The 23,858-nt window shown below is 38.3% G+C and carries 24 protein-coding genes and 2 pseudogenes; 4 read left to right on the top strand and 22 right to left on the bottom strand.

All coding sequences use genetic code 11. The annotated features are described in order from the left end of the window. Positions 1 to 134: 134 nt before the first annotated feature. The 6 genes from MHO82_RS10830 to MHO82_RS10805 form a co-directional block, all read right to left on the bottom strand. Entirely contained in the window at positions 135 to 611 is a 477-nt protein-coding gene (locus MHO82_RS10830) for a hypothetical protein (protein WP_239183961.1), read from the bottom strand. 90 nt (positions 612 to 701) lie between these two features. Beyond that, positions 702 to 1,544: a pyridoxal-phosphate dependent enzyme gene (locus MHO82_RS10825; protein ID WP_239183960.1), complete on the bottom strand. Its 843-nt coding sequence runs from the start codon at positions 1,542 to 1,544 to the stop codon at positions 702 to 704. After that, complete coding sequence (locus MHO82_RS10820; RefSeq protein WP_239183959.1) at positions 1,531 to 2,799, bottom strand: AMP-binding protein; 1,269 nt, start codon at positions 2,797 to 2,799, stop codon at positions 1,531 to 1,533. The genes MHO82_RS10825 and MHO82_RS10820 overlap by 14 nt, the downstream gene beginning before the upstream one ends. A 215-nt stretch (positions 2,800 to 3,014) precedes the next feature. After that, positions 3,015 to 3,677 (bottom strand): transglutaminase-like domain-containing protein, encoded by a 663-nt coding sequence (locus MHO82_RS10815; protein ID WP_239183958.1) that lies wholly within the window; start codon positions 3,675 to 3,677, stop codon positions 3,015 to 3,017. A gap of 836 nt (positions 3,678 to 4,513) precedes the next feature. Then, on the bottom strand, positions 4,514 to 5,020 hold the full coding sequence (locus MHO82_RS10810) for a hypothetical protein (protein ID WP_239183957.1): 507 nt from the start codon (positions 5,018 to 5,020) through the stop codon (positions 4,514 to 4,516). 113 nt (positions 5,021 to 5,133) lie between these two features. Beyond that, on the bottom strand, positions 5,134 to 5,544 hold the full coding sequence (locus MHO82_RS10805; protein WP_239183956.1) for a GNAT family N-acetyltransferase: 411 nt from the start codon (positions 5,542 to 5,544) through the stop codon (positions 5,134 to 5,136). A gap of 202 nt (positions 5,545 to 5,746) precedes the next feature. Here MHO82_RS10805 and MHO82_RS10800 point away from each other — a divergent pair, with 202 nt between their 5' ends. Beyond that, positions 5,747 to 6,418: a hypothetical protein gene (locus tag MHO82_RS10800; protein WP_239183955.1), complete on the top strand. Its 672-nt coding sequence runs from the start codon at positions 5,747 to 5,749 to the stop codon at positions 6,416 to 6,418. Between the two features lie 123 nt (positions 6,419 to 6,541). On the opposite strand, the gene MHO82_RS10795 is transcribed toward MHO82_RS10800, so the two are convergent. The 8 genes from MHO82_RS10795 to MHO82_RS10760 all read right to left on the bottom strand — a co-directional run bounded on the left by MHO82_RS10795 (position 6,542) and on the right by MHO82_RS10760 (position 13,107). After that, positions 6,542 to 8,047 (bottom strand): BspA family leucine-rich repeat surface protein, encoded by a 1,506-nt coding sequence (locus tag MHO82_RS10795; protein ID WP_239183954.1) that lies wholly within the window; start codon positions 8,045 to 8,047, stop codon positions 6,542 to 6,544. Between the two features lie 187 nt (positions 8,048 to 8,234). Beyond that, positions 8,235 to 8,627: an NUDIX domain-containing protein gene (locus MHO82_RS10790; protein ID WP_239183953.1), complete on the bottom strand. Its 393-nt coding sequence runs from the start codon at positions 8,625 to 8,627 to the stop codon at positions 8,235 to 8,237. An 18-nt stretch (positions 8,628 to 8,645) separates the two neighbouring features. Further along, complete coding sequence (locus MHO82_RS10785) at positions 8,646 to 9,671, bottom strand: hypothetical protein (protein ID WP_239183952.1); 1,026 nt, start codon at positions 9,669 to 9,671, stop codon at positions 8,646 to 8,648. 266 nt (positions 9,672 to 9,937) lie between these two features. Further along, a complete protein-coding gene (locus tag MHO82_RS10780; RefSeq protein WP_239183951.1) occupies positions 9,938 to 10,381 on the bottom strand; it encodes a hypothetical protein in 444 nt (147 codons plus the stop codon). A gap of 148 nt (positions 10,382 to 10,529) precedes the next feature. Next, positions 10,530 to 11,333, bottom strand: a complete 804-nt coding sequence (locus MHO82_RS10775; RefSeq protein ID WP_239183950.1) for a class I SAM-dependent methyltransferase — start codon at positions 11,331 to 11,333, stop codon at positions 10,530 to 10,532. 210 nt (positions 11,334 to 11,543) lie between these two features. Continuing rightward, positions 11,544 to 11,975 (bottom strand): GNAT family N-acetyltransferase, encoded by a 432-nt coding sequence (locus MHO82_RS10770; protein ID WP_239183949.1) that lies wholly within the window; start codon positions 11,973 to 11,975, stop codon positions 11,544 to 11,546. 69 nt (positions 11,976 to 12,044) lie between these two features. Next, complete coding sequence (locus MHO82_RS10765) at positions 12,045 to 12,371, bottom strand: hypothetical protein (RefSeq protein WP_239183948.1); 327 nt, start codon at positions 12,369 to 12,371, stop codon at positions 12,045 to 12,047. Between the two features lie 220 nt (positions 12,372 to 12,591). Then, positions 12,592 to 13,107, bottom strand: coding sequence for an adenylate kinase (locus MHO82_RS10760; RefSeq protein WP_239183947.1), 516 nt, complete (start codon positions 13,105 to 13,107; stop codon positions 12,592 to 12,594). A 504-nt stretch (positions 13,108 to 13,611) separates the two neighbouring features. On the opposite strand from MHO82_RS10760, the gene MHO82_RS10755 reads away from it, so the two are divergent. Both MHO82_RS10755 and MHO82_RS10750 read left to right on the top strand, forming a co-directional pair. Beyond that, complete coding sequence (locus MHO82_RS10755; protein WP_239183946.1) at positions 13,612 to 16,002, top strand: DUF5675 family protein; 2,391 nt, start codon at positions 13,612 to 13,614, stop codon at positions 16,000 to 16,002. Further along, positions 15,999 to 16,691: a hypothetical protein gene (locus tag MHO82_RS10750; RefSeq protein ID WP_239183945.1), complete on the top strand. Its 693-nt coding sequence runs from the start codon at positions 15,999 to 16,001 to the stop codon at positions 16,689 to 16,691. The genes MHO82_RS10755 and MHO82_RS10750 overlap by 4 nt, the downstream gene beginning before the upstream one ends. Positions 16,692 to 17,111: 420 nt before the next feature. Here MHO82_RS10750 and MHO82_RS10745 read toward each other — a convergent pair whose 3' ends face one another. The 6 genes from MHO82_RS10745 to MHO82_RS10720 form a co-directional block, all read right to left on the bottom strand. Beyond that, the gene (locus tag MHO82_RS10745; protein WP_239183944.1) at positions 17,112 to 17,690 is read right to left on the bottom strand and encodes a DUF4272 domain-containing protein; all 579 of its coding nucleotides are present in this window, start codon (positions 17,688 to 17,690) and stop codon (positions 17,112 to 17,114) included. Between the two features lie 158 nt (positions 17,691 to 17,848). Beyond that, positions 17,849 to 18,319 (bottom strand): hypothetical protein, encoded by a 471-nt coding sequence (locus MHO82_RS10740; RefSeq protein WP_239183943.1) that lies wholly within the window; start codon positions 18,317 to 18,319, stop codon positions 17,849 to 17,851. A 329-nt stretch (positions 18,320 to 18,648) separates the two neighbouring features. Next, the gene (locus MHO82_RS10735; protein ID WP_239183942.1) at positions 18,649 to 18,924 is read right to left on the bottom strand and encodes an antibiotic biosynthesis monooxygenase; all 276 of its coding nucleotides are present in this window, start codon (positions 18,922 to 18,924) and stop codon (positions 18,649 to 18,651) included. Positions 18,925 to 19,026: 102 nt separating this feature from the next. Beyond that, positions 19,027 to 19,512 carry a DUF2314 domain-containing protein gene (locus MHO82_RS10730; protein WP_239183941.1) on the bottom strand — a complete coding sequence of 162 codons (486 nt, stop codon included), beginning with the start codon at positions 19,510 to 19,512 and terminating at the stop codon, positions 19,027 to 19,029. A gap of 117 nt (positions 19,513 to 19,629) precedes the next feature. Beyond that, positions 19,630 to 20,118, bottom strand: coding sequence for a hypothetical protein (locus MHO82_RS10725; RefSeq protein WP_239183940.1), 489 nt, complete (start codon positions 20,116 to 20,118; stop codon positions 19,630 to 19,632). 285 nt (positions 20,119 to 20,403) lie between these two features. Next, positions 20,404 to 21,186, bottom strand: a complete 783-nt coding sequence (locus MHO82_RS10720) for a methyltransferase-like protein 9 (RefSeq protein ID WP_239183939.1) — start codon at positions 21,184 to 21,186, stop codon at positions 20,404 to 20,406. Between the two features lie 141 nt (positions 21,187 to 21,327). Here MHO82_RS10720 and MHO82_RS10715 point away from each other — a divergent pair. After that, positions 21,328 to 21,643: pseudogene (locus MHO82_RS10715) on the top strand (IS110 family transposase); the annotation flags it as partial. Positions 21,644 to 22,168: 525 nt separating this feature from the next. Here MHO82_RS10715 and MHO82_RS10705 read toward each other — a convergent pair. Both MHO82_RS10705 and MHO82_RS10700 read right to left on the bottom strand, forming a co-directional pair. Beyond that, positions 22,169 to 22,654, bottom strand: a complete 486-nt coding sequence (locus MHO82_RS10705) for a lecithin retinol acyltransferase family protein (protein WP_239183938.1) — start codon at positions 22,652 to 22,654, stop codon at positions 22,169 to 22,171. A 239-nt stretch (positions 22,655 to 22,893) separates the two neighbouring features. After that, positions 22,894 to 23,706: pseudogene (locus MHO82_RS10700) on the bottom strand (DUF4238 domain-containing protein); the annotation flags it as partial. Between the last annotated feature and the right edge of the window lie 152 nt (positions 23,707 to 23,858).

Below are 23,858 nucleotides of genomic sequence, written 5' to 3'. Positions count from 1 at the left end.
TAGATAGGAAAATAAGTATTACATTGAAAACCAAAATGGTGACTATTCCTTTCACATAGTATGGAAAAACAATGTTAACCATAAAATAAAGCAATGAAAATATAACCATCACTAACACGTCAAACTTTGAGCTATTATAAGACATATTCATAAACCTTTGCTAACGTATTATTTTCATTATCGGTAATATCATTGGCTCTACCATAAAGACATTCATGTTGACATACGCCATTATTAGGGGAATGCTTTAATGATGTGGTTTTAAATATCTTTTTATTTACAAATCTAACATTAATATCGTTATCAGAAATGACAGAGCCAAATGGAACATTAGAGTTGACCAGTTTTTCTACAATGTTATTACTTAATGTTTTTTTATTGATTTCTATATTTGCATATAAAAGATTATTTTTATTGTTGTGCAAAACTACTTTACGATTTATCCACCCTGATGCGGTTTCATACTGCTCTTTTTTTTCAATTAAAATATCGGAATTAAATTTTTTCTTTAGCCTCAATGTCATTAACTCATGATGACAGAGAATATTTTTACAATAAGGGCAGTCTTCGATCTCATCGATGACTTCAAGCTTAAAATCGGTATTATTCATATCTCGACCACGTGTTTAAATTCAACTGAAAATATATGGCGCTTAAATGTGTCATCTCACAACTCCATTTAAGCGCAGGAACTCATTTTTCTATAAGGAAATCGCAATATGTGAGGCACAGATAGCCACAGCATGATGTGCTTTTCCTTGATTAAGTAGTTGCTGAGCGGCAAGTATCGTCGCTCCCGACGAAGGCCCTACCGACTCACCGATTTTTTGCTGGACTTGCTGACTCATGGACCACGCTTGCTCAGACTTCACTCCGATTAAGTCAGCGACCTTACTTTTATCAAACAGTGTCGTTTTAATTGGAGGAGCAAGGCCAGGAATCGAGTGATGCTGCCAAGGGCGCCCAGCTAACACACGCGATTCATCTGGCTCAACCACATACACTTTGACACCAGCACCTGCTACCGCATCAGCAATCCCCATCGCAGATGCCGCCGTCCCGGCTGCAACAACTATGGCATCCATCTCTTTATGTTGCTCAAGTAATTCAGAACCAACAGCTCGATAGTGATCTGGCAAACTCGTGTCATTTAGCTGATCAAAAAAGTAAGTACTTCCATCATGCATGATTCTTTCTAATACATGCGGGATTTTAGCTGGCTCTGACTCAATCACTTCCGCCCCTAACCATTTACAGTAATTGATCACACTCACCACCGTACCCTTAGGTACAATTACCATGGCAGTAAAACCTAATCGTTTGGCTATCCACGCTAAACTAATACCCGCACAACCAGCACTCACAATAGCTAGATTCTTATACCCATCTAACGCGTTATTAGTAAACTTTTCAGTGAGCGCTTGTGGAATGCAACGATGTTTCATCGACAGTGACGGATTTTTATATTCCAGTTTTAGCTTTAAATTTGCGCTGATTTCATGCCCGGAGATCAACGGAGAAAACGCTTTATTAGACATACTCATTAGGATCTTCAATATCGATTAATCGTGGAATTTTAACGCCGTTAGACTTAGCCATATGTTGCTCTTTGATGCCTTTAATCGCACCTTGGCCTAACATTCTAATATGTGGACACACCGCGACATGAGAGATCAGCTCAGCTTCCACCTTGTCTAACACCGCTTGATGGTCTTGTGTTGATTCAAGCCACAGTTCGACTTGCTCTGCTTTTAAGTGATCTTGGTACCTAACAAGCACCGCATCGGTAACTTCCGGGGCTTTGTCTGTCACGCCTAGCACTAAGTCAGGAAACAAAGTCTGCCCTTTAATTTTAAGCTGATGATCAACGCGGCCAATGATGGCCCCCATTCTTAAACCATGACGCCCACAGCTGCATGGTTTACTGTCTAACCAAGCCGCAATATCACCCGTAGCATAACGAACAGCGATGAAACCTCTCGGTTGTGTTAACGTCGTAACAACCACTTCACCTGGCTGTCCTTCTGGTACAGGTAAGCCCGTTTCCGTATCAATCAACTCAACATGAACAAAATCACTATTAATATGAAACCCAGTATGACTCAAACATTCATGACCAATAGAGCCAACCTCACTGCACCCATATTCATTGAGGGCGTCTTTTATCCCCCATAAATCCATGACTTTTCGTGCAACGGGCGTCGGCTGGTTATTGGCATCGAATGACGAGCAAGCCCCAAAATAAGCGTAATCAGGCAGATCTTCTTTTGCAGGGAAATCATCCCCTAATGTTTCCACCATCTCTAGCATCACCATAGGATTTCCTACGACAAAATTAGGCTTGTGGTATTTGATGACACTATTTACACGACTTAAACGCTGTGGAGAACAACGGAACGTGCCAACTCCGACTTTCTTAGAGGCTTGCCATACCAAGGGGCCCAATGTGAACATGTCATTATTACTGAGTAATTGCAGCATACGATCACCCGATTCAGCCCCCAGCTCCGTCAGCACTCTCGAAATAGAATCGATCCATACTTGCTCTTGTAGGCGATGAACAGGCATATCAACAGGGCGACCTGTTGTGCCCGAAGAGCTCACAATATCGGTAAAATCGCCGTATTCAATCAACTCGTCCCAGTGATCCCGGATATCGCTTTTTCGTATCACTGGTAGCTTATAATATTGTCCCTGGCGCACTAAATTAATAGCATCTTCAAGATCCATTTTCCAGTGTTCTGGATAGTATGAACGCTTATAAGCATGGGTCAGTGTTTTTTTTATTTTATTTTCCATCGTGAATGTTCCATTTTCTCGTCACTGTATTGACAAATAAAAAGCTGATAATGGGCTATCAACTGAAAGTAATTAATTCATATTTTTATATAAGGTGTGTATCTAAAATTATCCACTTCGTGGACAGTAACAACAATTTTTAATAATAAGTAACATCTCAAAAGGCTGCCTTTTAAAACAGCCTTGAGTAATCTAATAAATATTAACGTTATTATTTAATTTAAATACTGGTTAATGTATTTTTTAAAGTATTGATTTCCAGATAACGAGATCGGTTTAAGAAGGTGATTAAAATGAATACCAAACAATTTATTGTTGTTGTTTTTACTGGCATTAGCTTCTGTTAAGTCAGCAAATATATTTTCATAAAGCGGTAATGAGTCATCCGCTTGAGAAAAAGCATTAGTTTTACCATCCCACTCAAATACAGACTTTTGGTGAATACCAAACCCTTCACTGGCTCCAGATTTAATTAGTTTATTCTGCTGTAACTGAAACTGCTCTTTAGTGAAAATATAACTGTCAGTCGAAATCCATTCATCAGACACTTTGACTTGAGTCACGGCATGGAATAAATTATTTGGAAGAAAAAAGTAAACCTCTCTCGGAATTGCCTGCTTCAATATCGACTTGTTGATAAAAACAAAAGACAAACGTGCATCAAAACCAGCCAGCACTAATAAATATCTAAATAAGTCAGCTTGCGCATTACAATGCCCCATTTTATGCTGCACTGTTTTATTTGGTGTAACACTTTCAAAATCAACAGTAAACCCAAATTCAACATTGTCTCTTACCCAATCATGGATACTGATAAGTAGTTCAGATTCATTGTTCGCTTGTGTTGTTAAACCATTAATGATTAACTCCGGGGTCATATCTTCACCTTCCTATCCTTAGAAAACAACAATGAACAAGCAATTATAATTATTGCCTGGACTGATTTTTAAATGACAAATAACACAAAGAATAAAAACATTACTTTTATTTAACAAAACCAAGACCGATAATTTATTATCGCACTTTTTAAACGATTACCGTTCGAAAGCTAAATAGCAAAAATACTCACCTTTTTAACAGGTGATAATCTTCCACTCCTCGTGTTAAAAACATTAACAACATCATAAAACGCGACCTGATATATAATTTAAACTATATAAATAAATGGTTATAAGTTATATAAAAATAATCAGTTGTCCGGAATTATACTCGGCATGAAATCAATTGCAATGCGCGTAAGTAATGTTTTTCATTACAAATAAAGTGATATCTTCCAATCAGCTAAAGTGGAAACTATTTATAAATAATAATAACAATTAAAGAAGTGGATATAACTAATCAATCCTTTCATGTATAAAATAAGAGTAAAAATACAGTTAGCAAGATCACCTGAAAACCCTCGAAAGTAGATATATCAAGGTAACTTTACGTATTTACTCAATCAGGAACACCTAAATAAGTGGTCATCGAGATCCACCTAAGATAATGATATTGAGGTCACGTTTAATGAGAATGGAAGTGAAGAATAAGAGATACAATACCAAAGCTAATGAATGAAATTTATTTTTTAAAATTTTTTCGACTGTGATACTTTCCTAAAAAATGGGATAGAGCTGCGTCCGTCAGTATCTTATATTCTCAAAAACACTATTTTTCACCCTAAAAATGAAGATTTAGATGATTAAATAACGGATACAGCCTGAGCGTTCTAAAATCAAAAATTTGCTGAATCTAGGTAATCCTCATCGTCTCTCGAATCGATAAATTGCACTCTAAAATCTTCAGCTAAGTTATATGTCTTTATCACAGACATTACCGAGTCTGCCTTCAGCACATCCACTAACACAAGGAACAACTCACTATAAAAATTGTGTATGTCTTCATAAGACATATTCTCAATATATGGGGAGAGTTCAAAACGTAATACTTCAGAGAGTTCTTCGCTAGGAACAATGTCGACATTAAATAAGTAAAATTCCCAGTCTGCCGTAAAGTATTCACTGTTTTTCTTAACTTTTTCTTCCCACGCCTCCTCTCCTGTCACTAAAAAATTTATGATCAGCTCACCGTCATGCTCTGGATTAAATTCGAAATCAATTACTCTGATCTCATGTTCAGAAAAAAATGTCCGTTGATCATCAAGATAAGAAGTTAGCGCTTGTAACCCCAATGACTGGTATTTTTTAACAATATTGCTCTTAAATTCTTCAATTGTTTCCATATTAACACTCAATACTAATAGTTTTACGCCATAAAAAGCGAAGACAAACGCCATTACTTACATGGGCATGTTTAATCTAAAATGCCAAGTAATAGCCTCTCTTGAAAGCTTGGTTATGTACGAGGTTTAAACTTTTTTGTCATTCCTTGACTCGAAGGAGACACAAGCTTATATCCCAATTTTTCATAAAAAGCTGGTTCGTCAGCAATCATGGAAACATAGGACCCTTCTAGAGCGGCTGACGATAAATAATTATCGATATATTCCATTATCTGCCGCCCTAACCCCTGCCCTTGATAATCTGGATCGACAGCAACATCCACAACTTCAAAGTTACATGCCCCATCGCCGACTACACGCCCCATCGCAATTAGAGTGTCACCGTCTCTTATTGAAATAGCATAAAGGCTGTTTGGCAATGCTATCGTGGCTGCCTCTAAAGATTTTGGTGACAAGCTGGCCTTGATACGCATATTGCAAAATTCAACAGGGCTTGGAACGGTTTCTTCATATTTTATTGACATTATATTACTCCTTTTAGGTACACGGAGCATACCCTTATAGACTGTATAAATAAACAGTTACTACACTGTTACTTAGCAGGCTAACGCTTAAAGAAGCAGCCAAGAGATAGTCAACCACCATCCACGTACCCAAAGCCAAGCATTCATAGTATGATTAACTTTTGGTTAATTTATAAAAAAGTCATTTGTAAGGATATCTCAATTGAATAAACTGCTTTTTATTTTATGCTTTGGGTTTGCTAGTTTCGCTTTTTCTGAAACAGCCAGTAATAATAATCCTGACACAATACCACCAGCACCAAAAAGCGTACTTGAAAGCTTAAAGCTTGTCTCTGAAGAAAACTATTTTCCAATTATTAAACCGGGCAGTTGGACTGGTTTACCAGGAAGAGCCGTTTATCAAAACTTTATCGGAAGTGATGAAGAACCAGAACTCGTTATTGCTTTCGCCATTGACACCCCTGATCAATATATTTTTTTAATGCATTCAGACAAGCCTAAAATTAACTTTGATAAAGCCGTTAGCAATGCTTACAAAAACTTAGAATCCATAGACATTGATTTCCAACTCGTTGGTACTGGAAACCAGCAAGCGGAGGCTATATCAACGTCTTTCAGTAGTGAAGCTATCCTATCTCAAAAGCATATGCGGGCACTGCATGAAATTCTAGATGCGGAAACACTCCTAGTCTCAGTACCGACAAGGGGCGTTTTACGTGCGATAGCACTTGATGCTCCTGATGAAGTATTTGTTGATTTTGCAGAAACACACATTGCAACATGGAACGAGTACAATAATGCCCGCATAACGCTAGATATGTTTGTAATTAAAGACGGAGAAATCATCGATTTATTACCAGTAGGTGGCAACTAATTTGAGAAGTTATTAAGTTATAGCTTTCTGGAAAATAGGCACCCACAAACCTCTACCTTTTTATTCTGTCAAAAAAAGGCCGCTTTATCGCGACCTTGAAACTAACTATGCTTTGAGTGGCTATCATTTAGAAAAATGTGGTAGTTGCTCTTGCTTTAGAGCACTCTCCACTTCGAAGCTAGTACGAGACTCCACTCGGCTTACATCCCACTTAGTTAAATCTTGATTGAAAGCACTGGCCTTTTTGAACATCTCCGACATAACAGTGACATTCGAGGTATCCCACTGGCCAATGTCCTGATTGAAAGTACTCGCCCCTTCAAACATCGCATCCATTTCTGTTACCTTCGACGTATTCCACTGACCAATCGCTTGATTGAAGGCGGTCGCAAATTGAAATACCCCACTCATATCCGTAGCGTTCGACGTATCCCACTCACCGATGGCTTGATTGAAAGATTTAGCCCCATAAAACACCCCGCTCATATCCGTAACGCTTGACGTATCCCACTCACCAATGGCCTGATTGAACGCTTTAGCGCCAAAAAACATGCCATACATTTTAGTGAGCTTTGAGGTATTCCACTCAGCAAGTGGTTGGTTGAACGTTTTCGCTCCCCAAAACATTGCACTCATGTTGTTGACCTTTGACGTATCCCACTCGCCAATCGCTTGGTTAAAAGTTTCGGCCCCAGCAAATACTTCCGTCATTTTGATCACCTTCGAGGTATCCCATTTGCCAATCGCTTGATTAAAAGCCTTAGCCTCATAAAACATCCTCGAAATATCAGTGACCTTCGACGTATCCCAATTGCCAATGTCTTGATTGAAAGCTTTAGCTTCACTAAACATACCAATCATCTTAATCACATTCGAGGTATTCCACTGACCAATGGGTTGATTGAAAATGTCAGCCTTATTAAATACCCAAGACATATCGGTGACACTTGAGGTATCCCACTCGCCAATCGCTTGGTTGAACGTTTTTGCATCATAAAACATTCCAGACATCTCGACGACTTTTGAAGTATTCCAGTTACTGATGTTTTGGTTAAAGGTTTTAGCTCCAGCAAACATCTCATTCATTGTAGTTACCTTCGAGGTATCCCAACCGCCAATGTCTTGGTTGAAAGCTCTAGCCAAATAAAACATTTCACTCATGGTGGTGACATTTGAAGTATCCCAACTTCCGATGTTTTGGTTAAAAGCTTTAGCCCCAGCAAACATTTTATGCATTGCTGTCACCTTCGAGGTATCCCACTGGTCAATTGCTTGGTTGAAAGCTCTAGCCCAGTAAAACATTTCACTCATCGTGGTAACATTCGACGTGTCCCAATTGCCAATGTCTTGATTAAAGGTTTTAGCTTCAAAAAAGATCTTATCCATATCGGTGACCTTCGAAGTACAAAAACGAATATCACCACTAAGCAAGGCATTCATGTTGCCTTTATCTCGAATTGACTCGTTATCTACAACGAGATATTGACGCTTATTGATGGTAAAAACATCGCTAATATCTTTATCTTGGCAGGTTACTGTTTGTTTGTCTGACTGTTGAACAATTTCTTCATTTGGAGAGCAAGCCGTTAAAAGAACACAAAGTGATATCGCAGAGTTTCTCAGTTTCATTTATCTATTCTTCTATCATTATGGTGAGAGTTGAATATTACCACAATACGTATCCATTGATGACAAACTCTCAGATCAGTAAAGTATTTTCTAAATTACAATGCCTAGTTTTTCGATACCAAAAAACAATATGATAAAAGCAACACCAATAATTAATGACGGGCACTATGGCGTTGTTAAAACCATTTCAAAGATAGTGACTAACCCGCTCGACCTCCTTCAAAGCAACACTGTCTGCTGCTATATCAACGGGAGCAGAGCCTAATGAATGCCATTGAATCGCATCAGCTTCTTGAACTACAATTTCACCTTTCCAACCGCTTACAACAAAATAGTGGATCAACTGTAACTCTTTTGTAGGGTGATAAAGTGAGCATAAATATTTATATTCAGTAGGAATCACATTGAGCTCTTCATCAAGTTCACGAAACAGTGCCTGAATCTGAGTTTCGTCGTCCTCAATATGACCACCGGGTATGGTGATTAAACCAGGATCCGTTTCTTTGTGCTTACTGCGCTTTTCTAGCAGCACCCTTGAACCACTCATCAAGATAAAAGAGACGCATTCATGTATTTTCATCGCTTGATCCTTTAAAAATTATGAAGAAGCATTGTTACTGGCCATATTTTCCAATTGTTTCAATGCAAAATGGCCTCTTTCAGATACAGATGTAGCGTTATCAGTTGCAAATTTGTCTGCATAAACCTTGGATTCATGACCAAGGCTTTCCAATTCTCGTATTAGAAATTCAGCTGAAACCTTTCGAACCACTGAGGAAGGATCTGCTGAAGAATCTCTCAATAAATCTAGAAACGGGATAGAAACGGTTATTTTTCGCTCAGAGGTGACTGCTTTTTGTCTGCCCTGGCAATAACGGATATCGGTCCACTCCCACTTTCGACCTTCACTCCAAACTAAACGTTTTTCGAATAAACTCCGATAAGCTTTTGCTCTTAAAGCAGGCTGAATGGCGTTCCGTGCTATTTCATAAAGACTGTCATCTAATATGTTGGTTCTGCCTAGCTGAGAGAATACAAATGGCATAGGACCCGAGGCAGACACGATCAATTTAGTTTTGAGTGATTCAGCAACTTCCTCCCTATTCATTATTTGCAGAAAAGCCTCTTTATCTGCATCTTCAATTCGTCCCCATGAACTCCAACTGACAACTGCAATACTGATGGCATCAGCCACCGCTTTAGGATCAGTTTCTTGTGCGATCAGAGGCAATTGCTCTCTTGCAGCCAAACGAACTTGAGGTACCCAATCATTGAGTCTCCGTAGAGCCATAGAAAAGAAAAAAGAATTAGGTGCAGAACCAGAAAGTGTTCTCAAGGTTTTCTCTCGCTTATACCCATCCCAACTAATTAAATCCAACCAAGTCAATAACTGCTGGGGTTGTGAGAAAAATTTCCAGTTTGATTGAGCAGAGCATGCAGACGCACTGGAAAATTCAGATCGAATCAACCTTTCCCAGTAATCCAAATTTGCCAATGGTAATTGATTAGTGACATTAACTAGTGCCGACATATCAGCCACCACTTTACCTCCCGCATTAAGCGAGCTGGCAAAGTCTCTCACTGATAAAACTATTTTTTCTTCCATATCCAATAACTTTTGCACGAACTACCTCTCTCCTAACGCTCTATAAAACCGCGCTTTAACTTAATTCCCAACGCCAATATCTCTGAGAGCCAAAAACGCCAAATGTTCTGAAAATACGAATTAACCTCCCCAAACAGAATGAGCCTAAAACCACTAAATGGTGTATTCAATAAATGAAAATATGAGCCCCAAGTAACTGTGAAACCCAAAATTTCAACACTAGAGAGTATAAATTCATTAGCAACAAATGGTTGGTGACACCGTAACTCAAAAAGAGGAATTTGTTAAGCCTCTATTAATTCAAGACAGACTTCAAAAATAAACGGTTCATTCTCGGCAACTCCCTCATTCTCAAATTCCACGATTAGCTCAACCGCAGCCACATAATCGCCATCACCTTTTTGAGTTAAGTTAAACTTCTTAACATCACACCAATTATGTGCATTTCCAACATAAATTGACCCTTCTGAGCCGGGGTAGGATTCATGAGTTAAGCTCAAGCCATCAAGTCGCTCAGGTTCAGCCAACCCCAATTCATACCAGTCTAAAACGATACAAGTGTTCACAGGCTGAGCCTCATAATCTAAACCTGAGTCAAAAGCAGATAAAGGAATGGTAATACGGTGGAACAAAGTGTTCTTTAAACCGATATTTGTATTCTCGAACCAATAGGCTTCAATTGTACCTTTTAAAGCTTTGGTCTTACTTTGCAATTGGATTTTATCCATTATTCTCGTTCCACCCGAAAATGTCAGCGCGATTATATTTGAACCGCATATGAAGGCTCACCCACCTTAAGTACACCGACTGTTGTACGAATTCAACTACCAAGTGCGACATTCTATATGCTGAATTTGGATCACGCACTTACGCCATTCACTTGATTCTATAGTGCAACATTCTTCCTGAATACTTCAGCGTCGGGATCAATTTCATTAGCCACACTTTTATCCGGCCAACGCGCTTCCATTCTGGGAAATCAAGATACAGTTTTGTAGAAACGTGCTCTAGATTACTCGCCCATGATGCTATTTCCCCATCGTCGTCAGAACCATAAATAAACTTGGCATTCATTAACTTTAGCGAGTCATGTCTGTGTGAATTATTACTTAGCCAAACGTTAACAACATCAAACAAAATATCGCTTTGTGGAAAACGCGCCGCCATATCTTGAAACCATTTCTTCACTGTATCTCGCTCAAAGTACATCAACACACCTTCAACGATGAACAAAAACTCTCCCTTTGGATGAGCTTTCGAGATGTCATCCATCCACTCAGTTTCGAACATGGAAGAAGCAATCAAAGTTTCATTCTCATGAGGTGGTATCAGCTGCTCCCTTGCTTGAATGACTTCTGGAATATCTAGCTGATAAAAAGTCGCCTTTTGTGCAATTGGACCGATGCGCTCGTAACGGCTGTCGAGTCCAGCTCCCAACAACACAACCACGGGGTTCTCTGAGCTGTTTATGAAAGCTTTCAGCTTGTCGTCAAAATAACGTGAACGGATGGCTATTCCTACAGAGCTTGCAATGGCCTTATTGAATTTTGCGAAATCATAATCCAGCTTCTCTACCAAATCGCATGCCATTGAATCACTGATAATTGGATTATCCAGCTTTGACTCCCTTGACTTCATATACAAAGTAATAAGGAGAGTCTCACCTATGTTGTTTCTCATAACCAATTCTTCATTATTCATCTTTCACCTCTATCATTTTTGCTAGGCAGAATGCCCCCACGAAGTGATAAATTGCTAATATCGTGGGTTAGCAAAAGCCCAATTCACAGAATAAGCAACCAAACGAACGTTAACATGAATAGCAATAAAGCAATGTTTCGATTGAGATACTCACAAATCATTACCTTAGGCTCCGCTCTCATTTGAATATTATGCAGTAGCTTCACGACGAAAAACGATAAAGTTGTCTTCCTCAGCTATTTGTTCAAATGATTCAGATAAGTAGAACTTAATTGCCCGCGTATTAATTTTAAAGCACCTCAACTCCAAAGGCTTACCAATTTGAAAATTCTGAACCAAATCCAAAACACGCGAGCCGAGATTTTTATTTTGATGCTCTGGTGCAATAATCAGCATTTTTAAGTATGTGGCGTTTTCTCGCAGTTCATACTGAATATAACCAACATCAAACCCATCAATTCTCAGGCGAGACGTATTTAATGTTTTATAGCTACTTTGAAAGTTATTGATTTGCCAATCGATTTCCCAGCCCCAAATATTCTCTACATACGGCTTCATCGTATTAACAAATAAATTCCAAATTTTTTCCTTATGCTCTTCGCGAGCTAAAGTAATCTCCATGAACAACCTTTAATCCATTCACTAAATTTTCCCAAAAAACATTTTTCCTCTTGGCCTTTGGGTTCACGGTTAATTAAAAAACTCTCTCGGGTACGAATCAAATTCTGCATAATAAATAGCACACGCTACTAACTGCTCACGAGTGGGAAAAATACCATAATGATTTGCAGCCCAGTCTTCATTGATTTCAAGAACGATAGAAACTTCTAAGAAGTAACTTTTTCCTTTACATCGCCTTTCTGCAACCACAGCAAGATCTTCATATAACTCTCCATCCGAAAGGTAAATGACTTCGGCTTCCGATTGGCTTGATATTTTGTTCGGTTCATTTTCAACAAAGATAGTTGCTTCTTCATCGAAAGACTCTATTCCAGCAATAACGTCAAACAGATTCATACATGCCCCTTTCAACTGATGTCTGCAATAAGGTATATCTCTCCACACTAACAAATCATACCCAAAAAGCCGCGTATAATGGTCTCACCTGAATAATGAATCTACTATTTTCGAACACTTTGAAGCTATTCCGCAATTTTTCTTATGTATATAGCTGACTAAATATAACGTCCTATTAAAGCGCATTACCCTTAACTGCTTTATACATAAACATAACGTGTCATTTCTCGCACACTAACGAAAAGTCATTTAACTCAGACACTGTTTTGATTATGTAGACTTTTTTACAGCTAGAGTATTCCATTAACTTAGATGAGAAGTCCTCATTCCAGAACTTAGGGCACAGCTTGAGTGTCTTGTAGCTATTTAATGTGCCCTTTAGTATTGAGCTTCCATCAGGCCAACCTTCAGGTTTTACAAAGAGGCCTTTCAGAAAACGCTTGGTCACAAACCAGTAGCTAACAGAGTATGGTAGATCTATGTACACAAGAGTATCTGCGGCTGCTAAACGCTCCTTAAAGGAACTGATTGGACCGAGGCCATCAATAACCCATGATTCAGAGCTCAAAATATCGCTATGGGCAGCATCAAATTTTTCTCGTGCCACGAACTCACCGTTTGGTTTGTAAACGATCGAGTCTAATTGATGAAGCGGTAAAGCATTTGCTCGTGCCAACGCTTTACTTACAGTTGATTTTCCACTACCCGGCTTTCCAAAAACGGCTACCTTTTTCATTTAAATACCTCCAAGAGACTCATTCCCAAAAGGTAGAAATAGAAAACCCACCTTCTAGGGTGGGGCGATTTATCCAAAGCATACCAGAACCCCACCATCCCTATGGAATGATGATAATTCGATTATTAAGTGGCAATGGATTAAATTTCATACAACCACTTTTATATAAATATGGTCGGTTGTCAATTTGTCTTTATAAAAGGACTGGTTCGCTTATCAAATGCTATAAGTACGAGCTATCCAATAACATGGTAGAAAAGGCTCCATTGAGCTATGACACACCTGAATCAACGCTTACATGGATGGTCAGTATATTCTTACGTAGCTGAACGAAGATATCTATTACAGGCTCCCTATTAAATCATGCTCTCACGTAGTACATAAAACTAATTAGCCGCTTACGAAAATTAACTATCATTTCCGTAAAGTTACCTAAACAAACGAACACACTGAAACCATCCTTTACTATAAAATCATTTTATTTTATCGGATATATAAAAGTTAATGAGATACCATAGCAAACCACAATATACTGAGTTTTTAACAGATCCTGAAGGTAGCTTTAAAACTAAATCGACAGAGCTGTCACCTTCAATAGTTAAAGTAAAAAACGAAGAAGAGGCTAAGTATCAATATAACATTGAGTTGGTTTGCTCATCTTCTGAAATTAAATATTATAAAATAAAGTCTTTCCTCTTAGCTTCTACTGACCAAGAAATGGCAGCCAACACTTCTTGGGCAGAGTCACCAAACCAAGATTCAACAAGCATAATACTCTCCACGGCTGTTTATGTTAATGAACCCAAAGAACTACACTACCAGTTTGCAGGAACAACAAGTACTGGCCTTAGTTACAAAAATGTAAAACCAGTAAAAAAAGAGGATCTATCGCATTCTGAATCCTTTATCCCTGTAAAACCGTCAGTTCAAATTGGAGAGCGTTTAGGTTGGCCTACGGAAGGATACTTTTACCATTTCATCGATGATGAATTTGTCCGTGAATACAAAATTCAAGGCGATGGAAAATGGGCATTCTCTCCTACAGAGTCAACAAAAGAAGTACTCAGTGACTCTCTATTGTCTATTCAATTAACGACCATTTTGCTTCCTTTTAAAATTAATGGGCAAGTAATTGAACGCCAGCATCTGTTGTTTAAGAAAGAAAAAGTAACCAAGGCATTTTTAGATACTGAGTTCACTCCTCTCTGGTTAGATGAACACGCTTGTTTACTGGATATGAATGAAGTTGCTTCAACACGCACCGCACCAATACTTAATAAAGAAAAACAAGATGGCGATAACATAGTTTATATTATAAAAGAAGGCGATACACTTTTAAAAATAGCCCATAGACATGGCGTGACTCTTAGTAATTTAATTTCGCTCAATCCAAAATATAAAAAAAATCCAAACACCATTAATATTGGTGAAAAAATAATTATTGAGACAAAGCTGGAAGACACTCCCCAGCTAAAGTTTCACACTTGTCAAATTGACCCAGAAACTAACCAACGTGAAACTTGGTCAAAGATTGCAGCCAAATACAGTATTTCTCCTAAGGAATTATTAGAGTTAAACAAACATTACAACCGTGATCCAACAACGTTAGCGGTAGGTGATAAACTGAGTGTAAATACAAAAAGCCAAGACATTAAAACTTTTAAAAAGCGTAGCACGCTACCTGCAGAAGATGTAACTACAGACAAAAAAGTTTATGCATTTTCAAACGCACAGTGCACTGCAAGTGACAAAACACATTTCAATGTATTACCGATCATTAGCTTTACCCAAGTAGATAAAAATACACCTGTTATAAAAACCAACCAAGTAGTTTTAACATCAGAGCTACTATCCAATTCTGATGCATTAGAAATGCTTGCAAAAGGCAAAGGAATATTACTTAAAGAAGGCAACAAAGCACCCGAAGTAAAGGCAATTCAAAAAGCCTTGATAACACTAGGTTTTGAATTAGGGGTTACTGAAGCAACTGAAAATTTCGGCTCAATGACAAAACAAACTCTTACATTGTTTCAGAAACTTTACAAACCAAGCCATAAGACTCATGCTGACTATTCTATCGGAAGCGCCGATGGTATTGTAGGTAAAAACACCTTATTGGCTCTAGATGAAGCGTTACAAGACGGCTGGAGTTGCATACGCTATGAATTACGTATTTCAAGAAAAAAGCTCTATCGTCGGCACAGTAGCATTAATGATTTTATAGGCAATAAAGACAAAGATATAACAGTTCGAGCAAAGCAAGGCGGTACCTTAGGCGAGTTCAAGTTTATCGATTTATATAATGACGATAAAGTATTACTTGAAGGGGTCACATTAGAAGCTGACGATTACACACCAACAGAATCTGGCTCCGACTCATATATACCAATAGGAACTTATCGTATGATAAAAAACCCTGGAGCCAAATGGATGCCCTACAGACTAGTTCATACCGATAAAAAAGTAGCAAAAGATGCATTTGGAACCCGTACAACTATAAACATTCATCGGGGTAATTATCCTTGGAGTCTCGAAGGTTGTATACTTTTAGGAAAAAAAGGCACCTCAACTGTTATTGTAGATAAAGCTAAAAAAAAGGCAGATGGTACCAAAACTCTTCACTCCGAGTTTGAACACCCATTTATTGGTACTAGCAAAGATACTGTTGATGACTTTATAAAGGAAATAAGCGTACATCAAAAGTTACTTATTCAAAAAAATTTAAACACTTACGACGGTGGAGATTCAACTTATAACACTGATTTTTATCCTCAACTGAAAATTTCAATCACTGATACCGAAATGAATGACACTTATGAGTATGGTAGCGATGATAATGATAAGAAGTACGTATTAGTTACAGACACCAATCAAAATACGAAGGCATTAAAATGATAAAAAAAATTAAACAGAAATTAAAAGTCACTATAATAAGTAGCCTATTTTTTACTCCATTGACTTTTGCTAATACCCAAATCAATTACTCTACAATAATTAATTCTGGTGACTCAACTTGCCCTCCTCCATTAGAAGCTTATGTTAATGATGAAGTGATATTAGGTGGAAATGCTACATTTGAAGAATTTATAGCGGTATTTCCAAGTAACCATGAGCATTACAATAGGATGTTTCACTCATCTTATCTAAAAAGAGAAAATGGTGACTCTTTATATTGCACTGGTCGATACTCAGTATCAAGAAATGAGATGGAAAAAATAATGAATCATTGGGAAAGCTTATTTTCAAAAGAAAATGCGATTCAATGGTATCAGATCACTTTATCAAACCTCGCAGGACTATTTGATATCGACAATTACCCATTATTAGCCCAAGCAATGTGGAATACTTTAGATAAAGATAATTTAATGCTTCAACTTAAAGCATTAAAAACACTTCCACTTAGCACTCAAAAGATATTAGTTAACGCATATGAATTATCCTACTCGGATATTGAAGGGGCTCACGGGCCTAGAGCTATATTCATAATTAAAGGGATAGATACAGATGAACAATGTAATGATGAATATTGTTCATATTTACAAACTTTAGTTGATGATCGATTTAAAACCATAGGGCATGATTAATATAGTTATGTTCTGCAGTATCGGTAAGCTTATGTTACGGTACTGTAGCAGCATTATTACAATGGTTAATTTTCATTTAGGTTAAATACTTACACTTTTCAAGCAATCAAGCCGAGTATAAAAGTGACTCGGCTTGAAAAACAACCTTAAATGAACGTCAAAATATCTAAAACTCGGTTTATAACCCTATTTCTGCAGCATATCACCGTGTTGTTCATCCATCCCCACCTCAACAAACCCAAAGGTCTTATAAAATTTTTAGCTATTGAATTCGTTGGGTTAATGCCAAACAGAGGGGTACGCTTTAAGCAACTTATTAGGCTTTCTTATTTAAGAATTGCTTGTTGACTGTTACACCATAAGGTTAAATCCAGCCTTTAGATAAGTAAGAATGATAATACCCAAGAAACTCGTCGTTTATTATGTGTCTGTTGGAACCTCATCCCATGACTTACCAAAGCCTGATACCCAACTCATACCATAACGTCGTTCATAAACGATACCGGAGTTAAGCTCATCAATATCTGGATCATTTTCATCTGGTTGGTCAACATTAAAGCCCAGATCTCGATCTCTAACTCGCCAATGTTGATGGTATAAGAATGATTCCATTTGCTCCAAATCTTGATCTGCTCTTAATTCGGATCTTGCAAGAAACTCATTGGTATTTTTTACTGCTTTAATAACTAAATCATTATTCCAAATATCGAACTGCTCATCGAAAGCTGGAATTTCATCCAAGCCTTTTAAGCACCAAAGTAAAGATACGAGAGCCTCCGCCTTCCAAGAAAAATTAACTAGATCTTGATGTTCTGGATTAGGGTCTTCGATGAATTCTTGCTCCAAAGGAGATAAATATTGTTTGATACTATTCTCTTCGATCCATCTTTGATTTTCTTCAGGGAAGTGCACCTTTCCTATAGAAGCAATAATTCCCAAGGCACGCTCAGCCACTTCTTTAGAAGTTCTGATTTTCATATTTTCTTCGCTCTTTTCCATGGAAAGCTCTCATCTTGTTATTCTAGAGACAAACCCATTACGTTTGGGAGAATAGGACATATTACAGGTGACGGACGCCAATATTACACGGATTGCAAAGTTCGCAGTACCAACAGCTGCTTGTAATATTTTCCTATTAATACCTTGATCACGTAGGGTTAAGCGCTGAGTTCAACCCACCCCGAGTCAGGGTCATTTCCGAAGCAGTCTAACCCTGCTTGTGCGACATATATGTGCTGGCAAAAATGGCCTTTATAGACTTGTGGAGCATTTGAAGGAAGTTCTACTTCAACTTCCCACTCAAAGGTTTGGTTTGCTGCCAGCTCCTGTTCTTCGGCGACGGTTATTTCCAGGTTTACTGTCTGCTGCTCTGCTTGTACATTCTCTACTTTTCTGTGAACTTGACCATTGTTTTCAAATTCAATATCCACATCAGGAACGTTGACTTCTTCGTTACCAACCACTTTTAGGTAGACGCGACTAATTTTAACTGGTGCGTCATCTGTTGTTGCTCTAATGACAACACGAAACGGTTCATCGAAGGACATTTTTTCACAATCAATGTAAACCTCTGCTGCACCACCAGTGATAACATTTTTTATAGACTTTAACTTATCGAAAAATCCCATGTTTATTACTCCGTAAAATGAAAAGGTGTAATGTTGCGAATTCAGTGATTAATGCCGTACTAAGGTAATGAGATAGTCTCCTCTACCACTTCACATGACCATCAGCCATGCTGGGAGTGTTAAGATCCAAAGCATAGGGAGAAGATCATGATTCACCAGAAAGTCATCGGCATCGATTTAGCAAAACATATTTTCTTTCTTTTTGACATCAATCATAAAGGAAGGAGCATTGAACGTAAAAACTTCTGCGCAATAAATTACTTAGCTGCATAGCCAATAAACCGCCATATACTGTTACTATGGGAGAATCTTAAGCGGCTTGTATGCGTTTACTCAAGAATTTCATAGTGACGTTTAACATTCACCGTTACTTTACCCCAGTGGGATGCTCTGACTCTCTTTTGATGATATTCAAATGCTGATTTATCTGTGAATTCCTCATAGACATCAAAGCGAAGAGGATTATTTGAATTTTCAGTGACGCTAAACGTTATACAACCCGGCTCTTCGAGAGTAAGGCGCTTATGCAATACCAACTCACTTTTGACAACGTCAAGATCCGATTCAGGAACTAGAATAAAACCTTTCAATATTAGTTTTGACATAAATATCCCTATTACACATAACGCCTGTTAGAATCAAAAACGCCGAATGTTCATGCGTCTATTTAGGTAGAAGGAGCTTTTGGTGTCAGGTTGAGTACCTTGTTATACAGTTAAACCCAAATAGCAAAAAGGCGCTTCATTTACATACATTTGCCTTTCTTCTTTAGAAAAACAATACCACATATACACAAAAGTGAAGCCGCCTTTAGCCTCACCATTAAGAACAAATAACCAATCAGAAACCATTTCCGGCTTAACGATGATTTTATCTCCTTCAACTACGGCATCGGTATATTCAGGGGAGCTAGCTAATACCCCCGTCAGCTGGGAGCCATCGTGATACAGCTCTGTTACAAACATATGCTCATAAGCTAATCCTTGCTTTTCCGCTTTAAAGGCATACTTAATAAAACATTCTTCAAATGCAGGTACTATGCGTCGAGATTCGAGCTTAATCTCTTCAATAAACTGAGGAAAGTGCTTTTGAGCTTCTTGGATGGCGTTCCTCATTCCAAGCTCCTCTCCTTCGAAGATATTTATATCTTCCTGATCCCCCTTCTTCTCGAACAATTTCTTGATGAATTCCATGATCTTTCCTCTTAATGTATAACGCCTGCAATAAACAGCGCGTACTTCACTTACCCATCTTTAACACCTTAATCACGGAGCTAATTAAAATCTAAACTGCCGAATATTCGTGTTTGTTTAATTACTTTTTACATTCCTTGCACGAATGATAAAAGTTGGGCATTCATATTTTTCACCGTTGAAATAACACGCTAACGCATGAAGCACAGGAGCAATTTCAGCACCTACATTTTCAACCTCTTCAACCGTGTCTTGATCACAACTTGCTTCACATATTAAATCCCAGCCCCTTGTTGTAGCCAGTAGTTTGGATAGTGAACTTATAAACGATGAAAGTGTTGGTTTCTCCAAATACTCATTAACTTCAATGACAGGAGCCAGAGTCAAAACATAACGACCAATATGTTCAACTTTCAATCCCTTGTAGTAACCACTGTAATCTGTTGCCTTAGCAGAAAGACAACCAATTAGCACTCCATCGAAATAGCAGAACCTTTCTTTACTGAGGCCAAACGGATATTCGACTTGCTGTACTTTGAGAGAAGAAAGAAGATCTTCATCAACTACCATCTCTAGTACGTCTGGTCTATTTTCATAAAGCTGCATCAATCTCTCCTAGAATATAAACATAATGCCCCCACGAAGTGCTAGCCTCCAATATCGTGGGTTAACTTAAAGCCATAATTAGTGTTATCGCATTAGATAAAGCACCGAGTGTGGCACAAACACCGACGGCGTTAGGATGGTAATAAGGCATCCGCTTTATTGAACCACGAGCATAGACGGAAAACAGGTGTCACGACAAAACAAGTAAGGTAGGCACTGCTCATCACGATGAGAAATCCACGTAGTATATCAGCTTGAAACCGACGACATTACTTGTACCAAATATTAGCCACTAACTTTTTTGTAAGCGACTATATGGGAAAGAAATAGTAATGAATACCTTTCGTTAAATCTTATCTTATATTCATGCTCATCTTCAGATAGCTTTTCCCAACCGTCTCCAAAATAGTCGTTTATATCATTTACAGCTTCACTTTCTTCTTTTAAATGCTTTTTGTTCCACTGATAAGTACATGATAAAACTAACACTCCATTGAAAGCAGTTGCATCTATTAATGCATTTACTAAAATTTTAGGGGATTCACATTGATCCAGTACATTGAGGCAAACTGTTAAATCAAACTCTTTCGTAACCACACCAGGCTCGAAAGGTGTTTCAACTAAAGTAAATGATACATGATCACACGATTTTGCTATTGTTGAAACATCAAAGTCCAAATACCCCAACTCTTCCAAGCTCTTGATATAAGGAAATTCACATTTAGTCCCGTCAATAAGTATTTGTTTGAAATTTGATAGCAAACGGTGAGACGGTTCAACGACTGTGACAGAACTAATGCTTGGTATGTTAGTAACTAACTCGTAGCTATTTCGCCCCAAAGCGGCCCCAACCTCTAATGCGTTAATAGGATTAATACTTTCCGCTTCTAGAGAATCAATAATAAACTTGGCCACATTTTGTGTGTGGTTTGAGGAGATAAACGAGTCAGGTACGTACTTAGATTTACTCTCTAATTGTTCAGATACTCCACTTGAGCGAAGTTTATCAAGCCATTGAACTTCATAGTATGCCGCCAATCCTTTTGGATCTATGTAAAAATCGTCCACTTATACTTCCTCCTATGAAGCTTCATTTTTCGGTGCGAATAGACATAATGTCCCCACGAAGTGCTAACCTCCAATATCGTGGGTTAGCTTAAAGCCAGAGCCATAATTAGTGTGATCAAACAACCCAATTTGGAGGCTAGCATGAATAACGATAGCATACTTTTCATTGGCTTAGATACGCATAAATCGTTTATCCAAGTCGCTGTATTGAAAGAACATAGAGGCGCACAACCTCAACACCGTGGGCGTATTAAATCCAATAAATCTGCGTTGGTAAAACTCCCTCAACAGCTTCAATCAACGTATCCGAAAGCATCGTCCCATTTTGTCTATGAAGCTGGGCCATGCGGGTACTGGACATATCGTTTACTCACTAGTCTTGGCCACGCTATTTAAAGCGGAGCAACTCACTCCTATCTACGTACCAAAATCCGAAGACGAAGCCGTTCGTTACTTGTACACGGGGCGAGAGCGGCATTAAGGCGTGCTAAGTTTAAATCCGATAGCCTCAGTAAGTGGATGTTAGACCTCCAAGAACGACGAGGCCCAAACCGCGCTGCTGTCGCCTTAGCAAACAAACTCATGCGAATAGCATGGGCAGTCATCACCAAAAATGAAGAGTATCAACCAACATAAAACAACGACTATCACCCACCCTTTGCAAAGTACATAGTGAGATGAATAACAGGATAAATCCTACATGTTGAAAACCTTCTGCTCACACCGGCTTTTTAAGTCGATAAGGTGATTAAGACGACATGTTCGACTGCCTCATCTTAGCCAAGGCAATAGCCGTTCAAACAGGCCGTATATATGGTAGTTAACCTGCGTTTTTATCACACTACTGGACTTGCAAAACTGGGGGAGACCATATGTGTGAGCAACGCAATACCGAAGCCACCGCATACCACCTTAAACACTAAACGCAACGCATAGCAAAAACGCTACGCGTTGCGAATCACTCTTAAACAGTTTTTTAGCCCTATTTGGACGCTAAGAACGCAATACCAGCGGCTAAACAAGCAGCTACAGCCACATTTTTGACTGGACTTTGCTCTGTTGGTGTAAGCATAGAAGCTAACGCAGCTGCACCCCCAGCCGCTTGTACTACAGTATTATCAGACTTGAGCAACGCACCTACTCCAACAGCAGAAATTAAGTATTTCTGTACTTGGGTACTCTCTTTTACTAGTCCACATGCAGTTCGAACAAAATGCTCACAATTTTCAGAAAACAAACTGTAAGGAATACCTAAGTATTTTCGTGCTATTTGTACTGCTAAAGCTGGGTTTTCTGCCTTAATTGAGCTTTTCTGTATGGTTCTGTTGTCAGCAAAAGCATCTAGAGCTATCTCTTCGACGCGATGATATTTTTTAGAATTATGGATAACAGTATTGTTACCAACATAAATTCCGTAATGTTTAAAACCTGTATATTGGATTTTCAATACTTGCCCTAGCTCATACATTCTTAATTCCTTTCATTCTTAATTCCTTTCATTCTTAATTCCTTTCATTCTTAATTGTTTATATGAACATGAGGACACATTACTAGAAATTCAAGGTTAGCTATGATGCTTTAGGGCTAACGCCGCGTTAAGTAGTGAGCAACGCTACCACAAAACTTGACCAAACCACCGTAAGCACAAAACCCAACGATGGAATGGAGAATACCAAGAGTTGGGAATCACTCTTAAATACTTGTTAGCTAACATTTCCAAGATTGCTCGAAATCTCTTCGATCTGAGTAAAAGATATACTTCTCTGCTTTTGATATTAAACATTGATTTAGCTCTAATACTAGGCTTGAATCAAACACCATATGTATAAACTTGTTTGGCGTATCATGAAGTAACGTGAGCATAATTTTAGGAGATATAGGGAAATAGATTTCAGTTCCGTTTATAGCTAGCCCATCGTATTCCCCCTTGTTAGGGTTAAACCTTACAAAAGGTCTGTCGGGTAGAATAAATTCATCATCATTCCCCAACATAATGAACATTATGTTTCTCTTTTTAAGCCAATCGATGACACGCCTATCATCATTTTTCTCAACTTTAGCTAAGACATCTAAAGCGTGAGCTTTTGCTTCACCAAGAGAAGTATTAAGCCTATCAGATATGTCCTCAACGAGCCGATTTACTAATAGAGGATCGCGCTTCCACTGCCATGAAACAAACTCCAAAATAATATCAATATGCTCATCAATCACTTCTATGGAGCTTGCCTTTTGATCTATGATTTCAAAATACAGCTCATTCAGGTAATCAAATGCCTTGGCTACTTTTGTTTCTAGTGACTCCAACGCATTGTCAACATCGTGATTATAGCTACCATCATCTTGAAGATATGAAAAAAGATACGATTCTGTAGCGATATTTTTTATGCTTCTACATGAATGTTTTTGCTCAGAAATATCATAATAATTAATCACTACGTCTCGTTTTTGTGGACATTTTTTAAATTGTCTCGCTGTCTTTCTCTGTTGTTCGTTTGTAAAATTGTAAAGATGACATGCGCTGACATAATGTTGTTCTTTTTCTTACTCATATTCAAGCTTGCTCTCATGTTAGCTAACGCCGCGTTAAGTAGTGAGCAACGCCACCACTGAACCTAACCATACCACCTTAAACACAAAACCCAACGATGGAATGAAAAATGCCATGCGTTGGG

The sequence above is a fragment of the Vibrio sp. Of7-15 genome, from assembly GCF_022347565.1.
GTDB lineage: Bacteria > Pseudomonadota > Gammaproteobacteria > Enterobacterales > Vibrionaceae > NORP241.
This window is presented reverse-complemented; position numbering and strand designations above follow the sequence as displayed.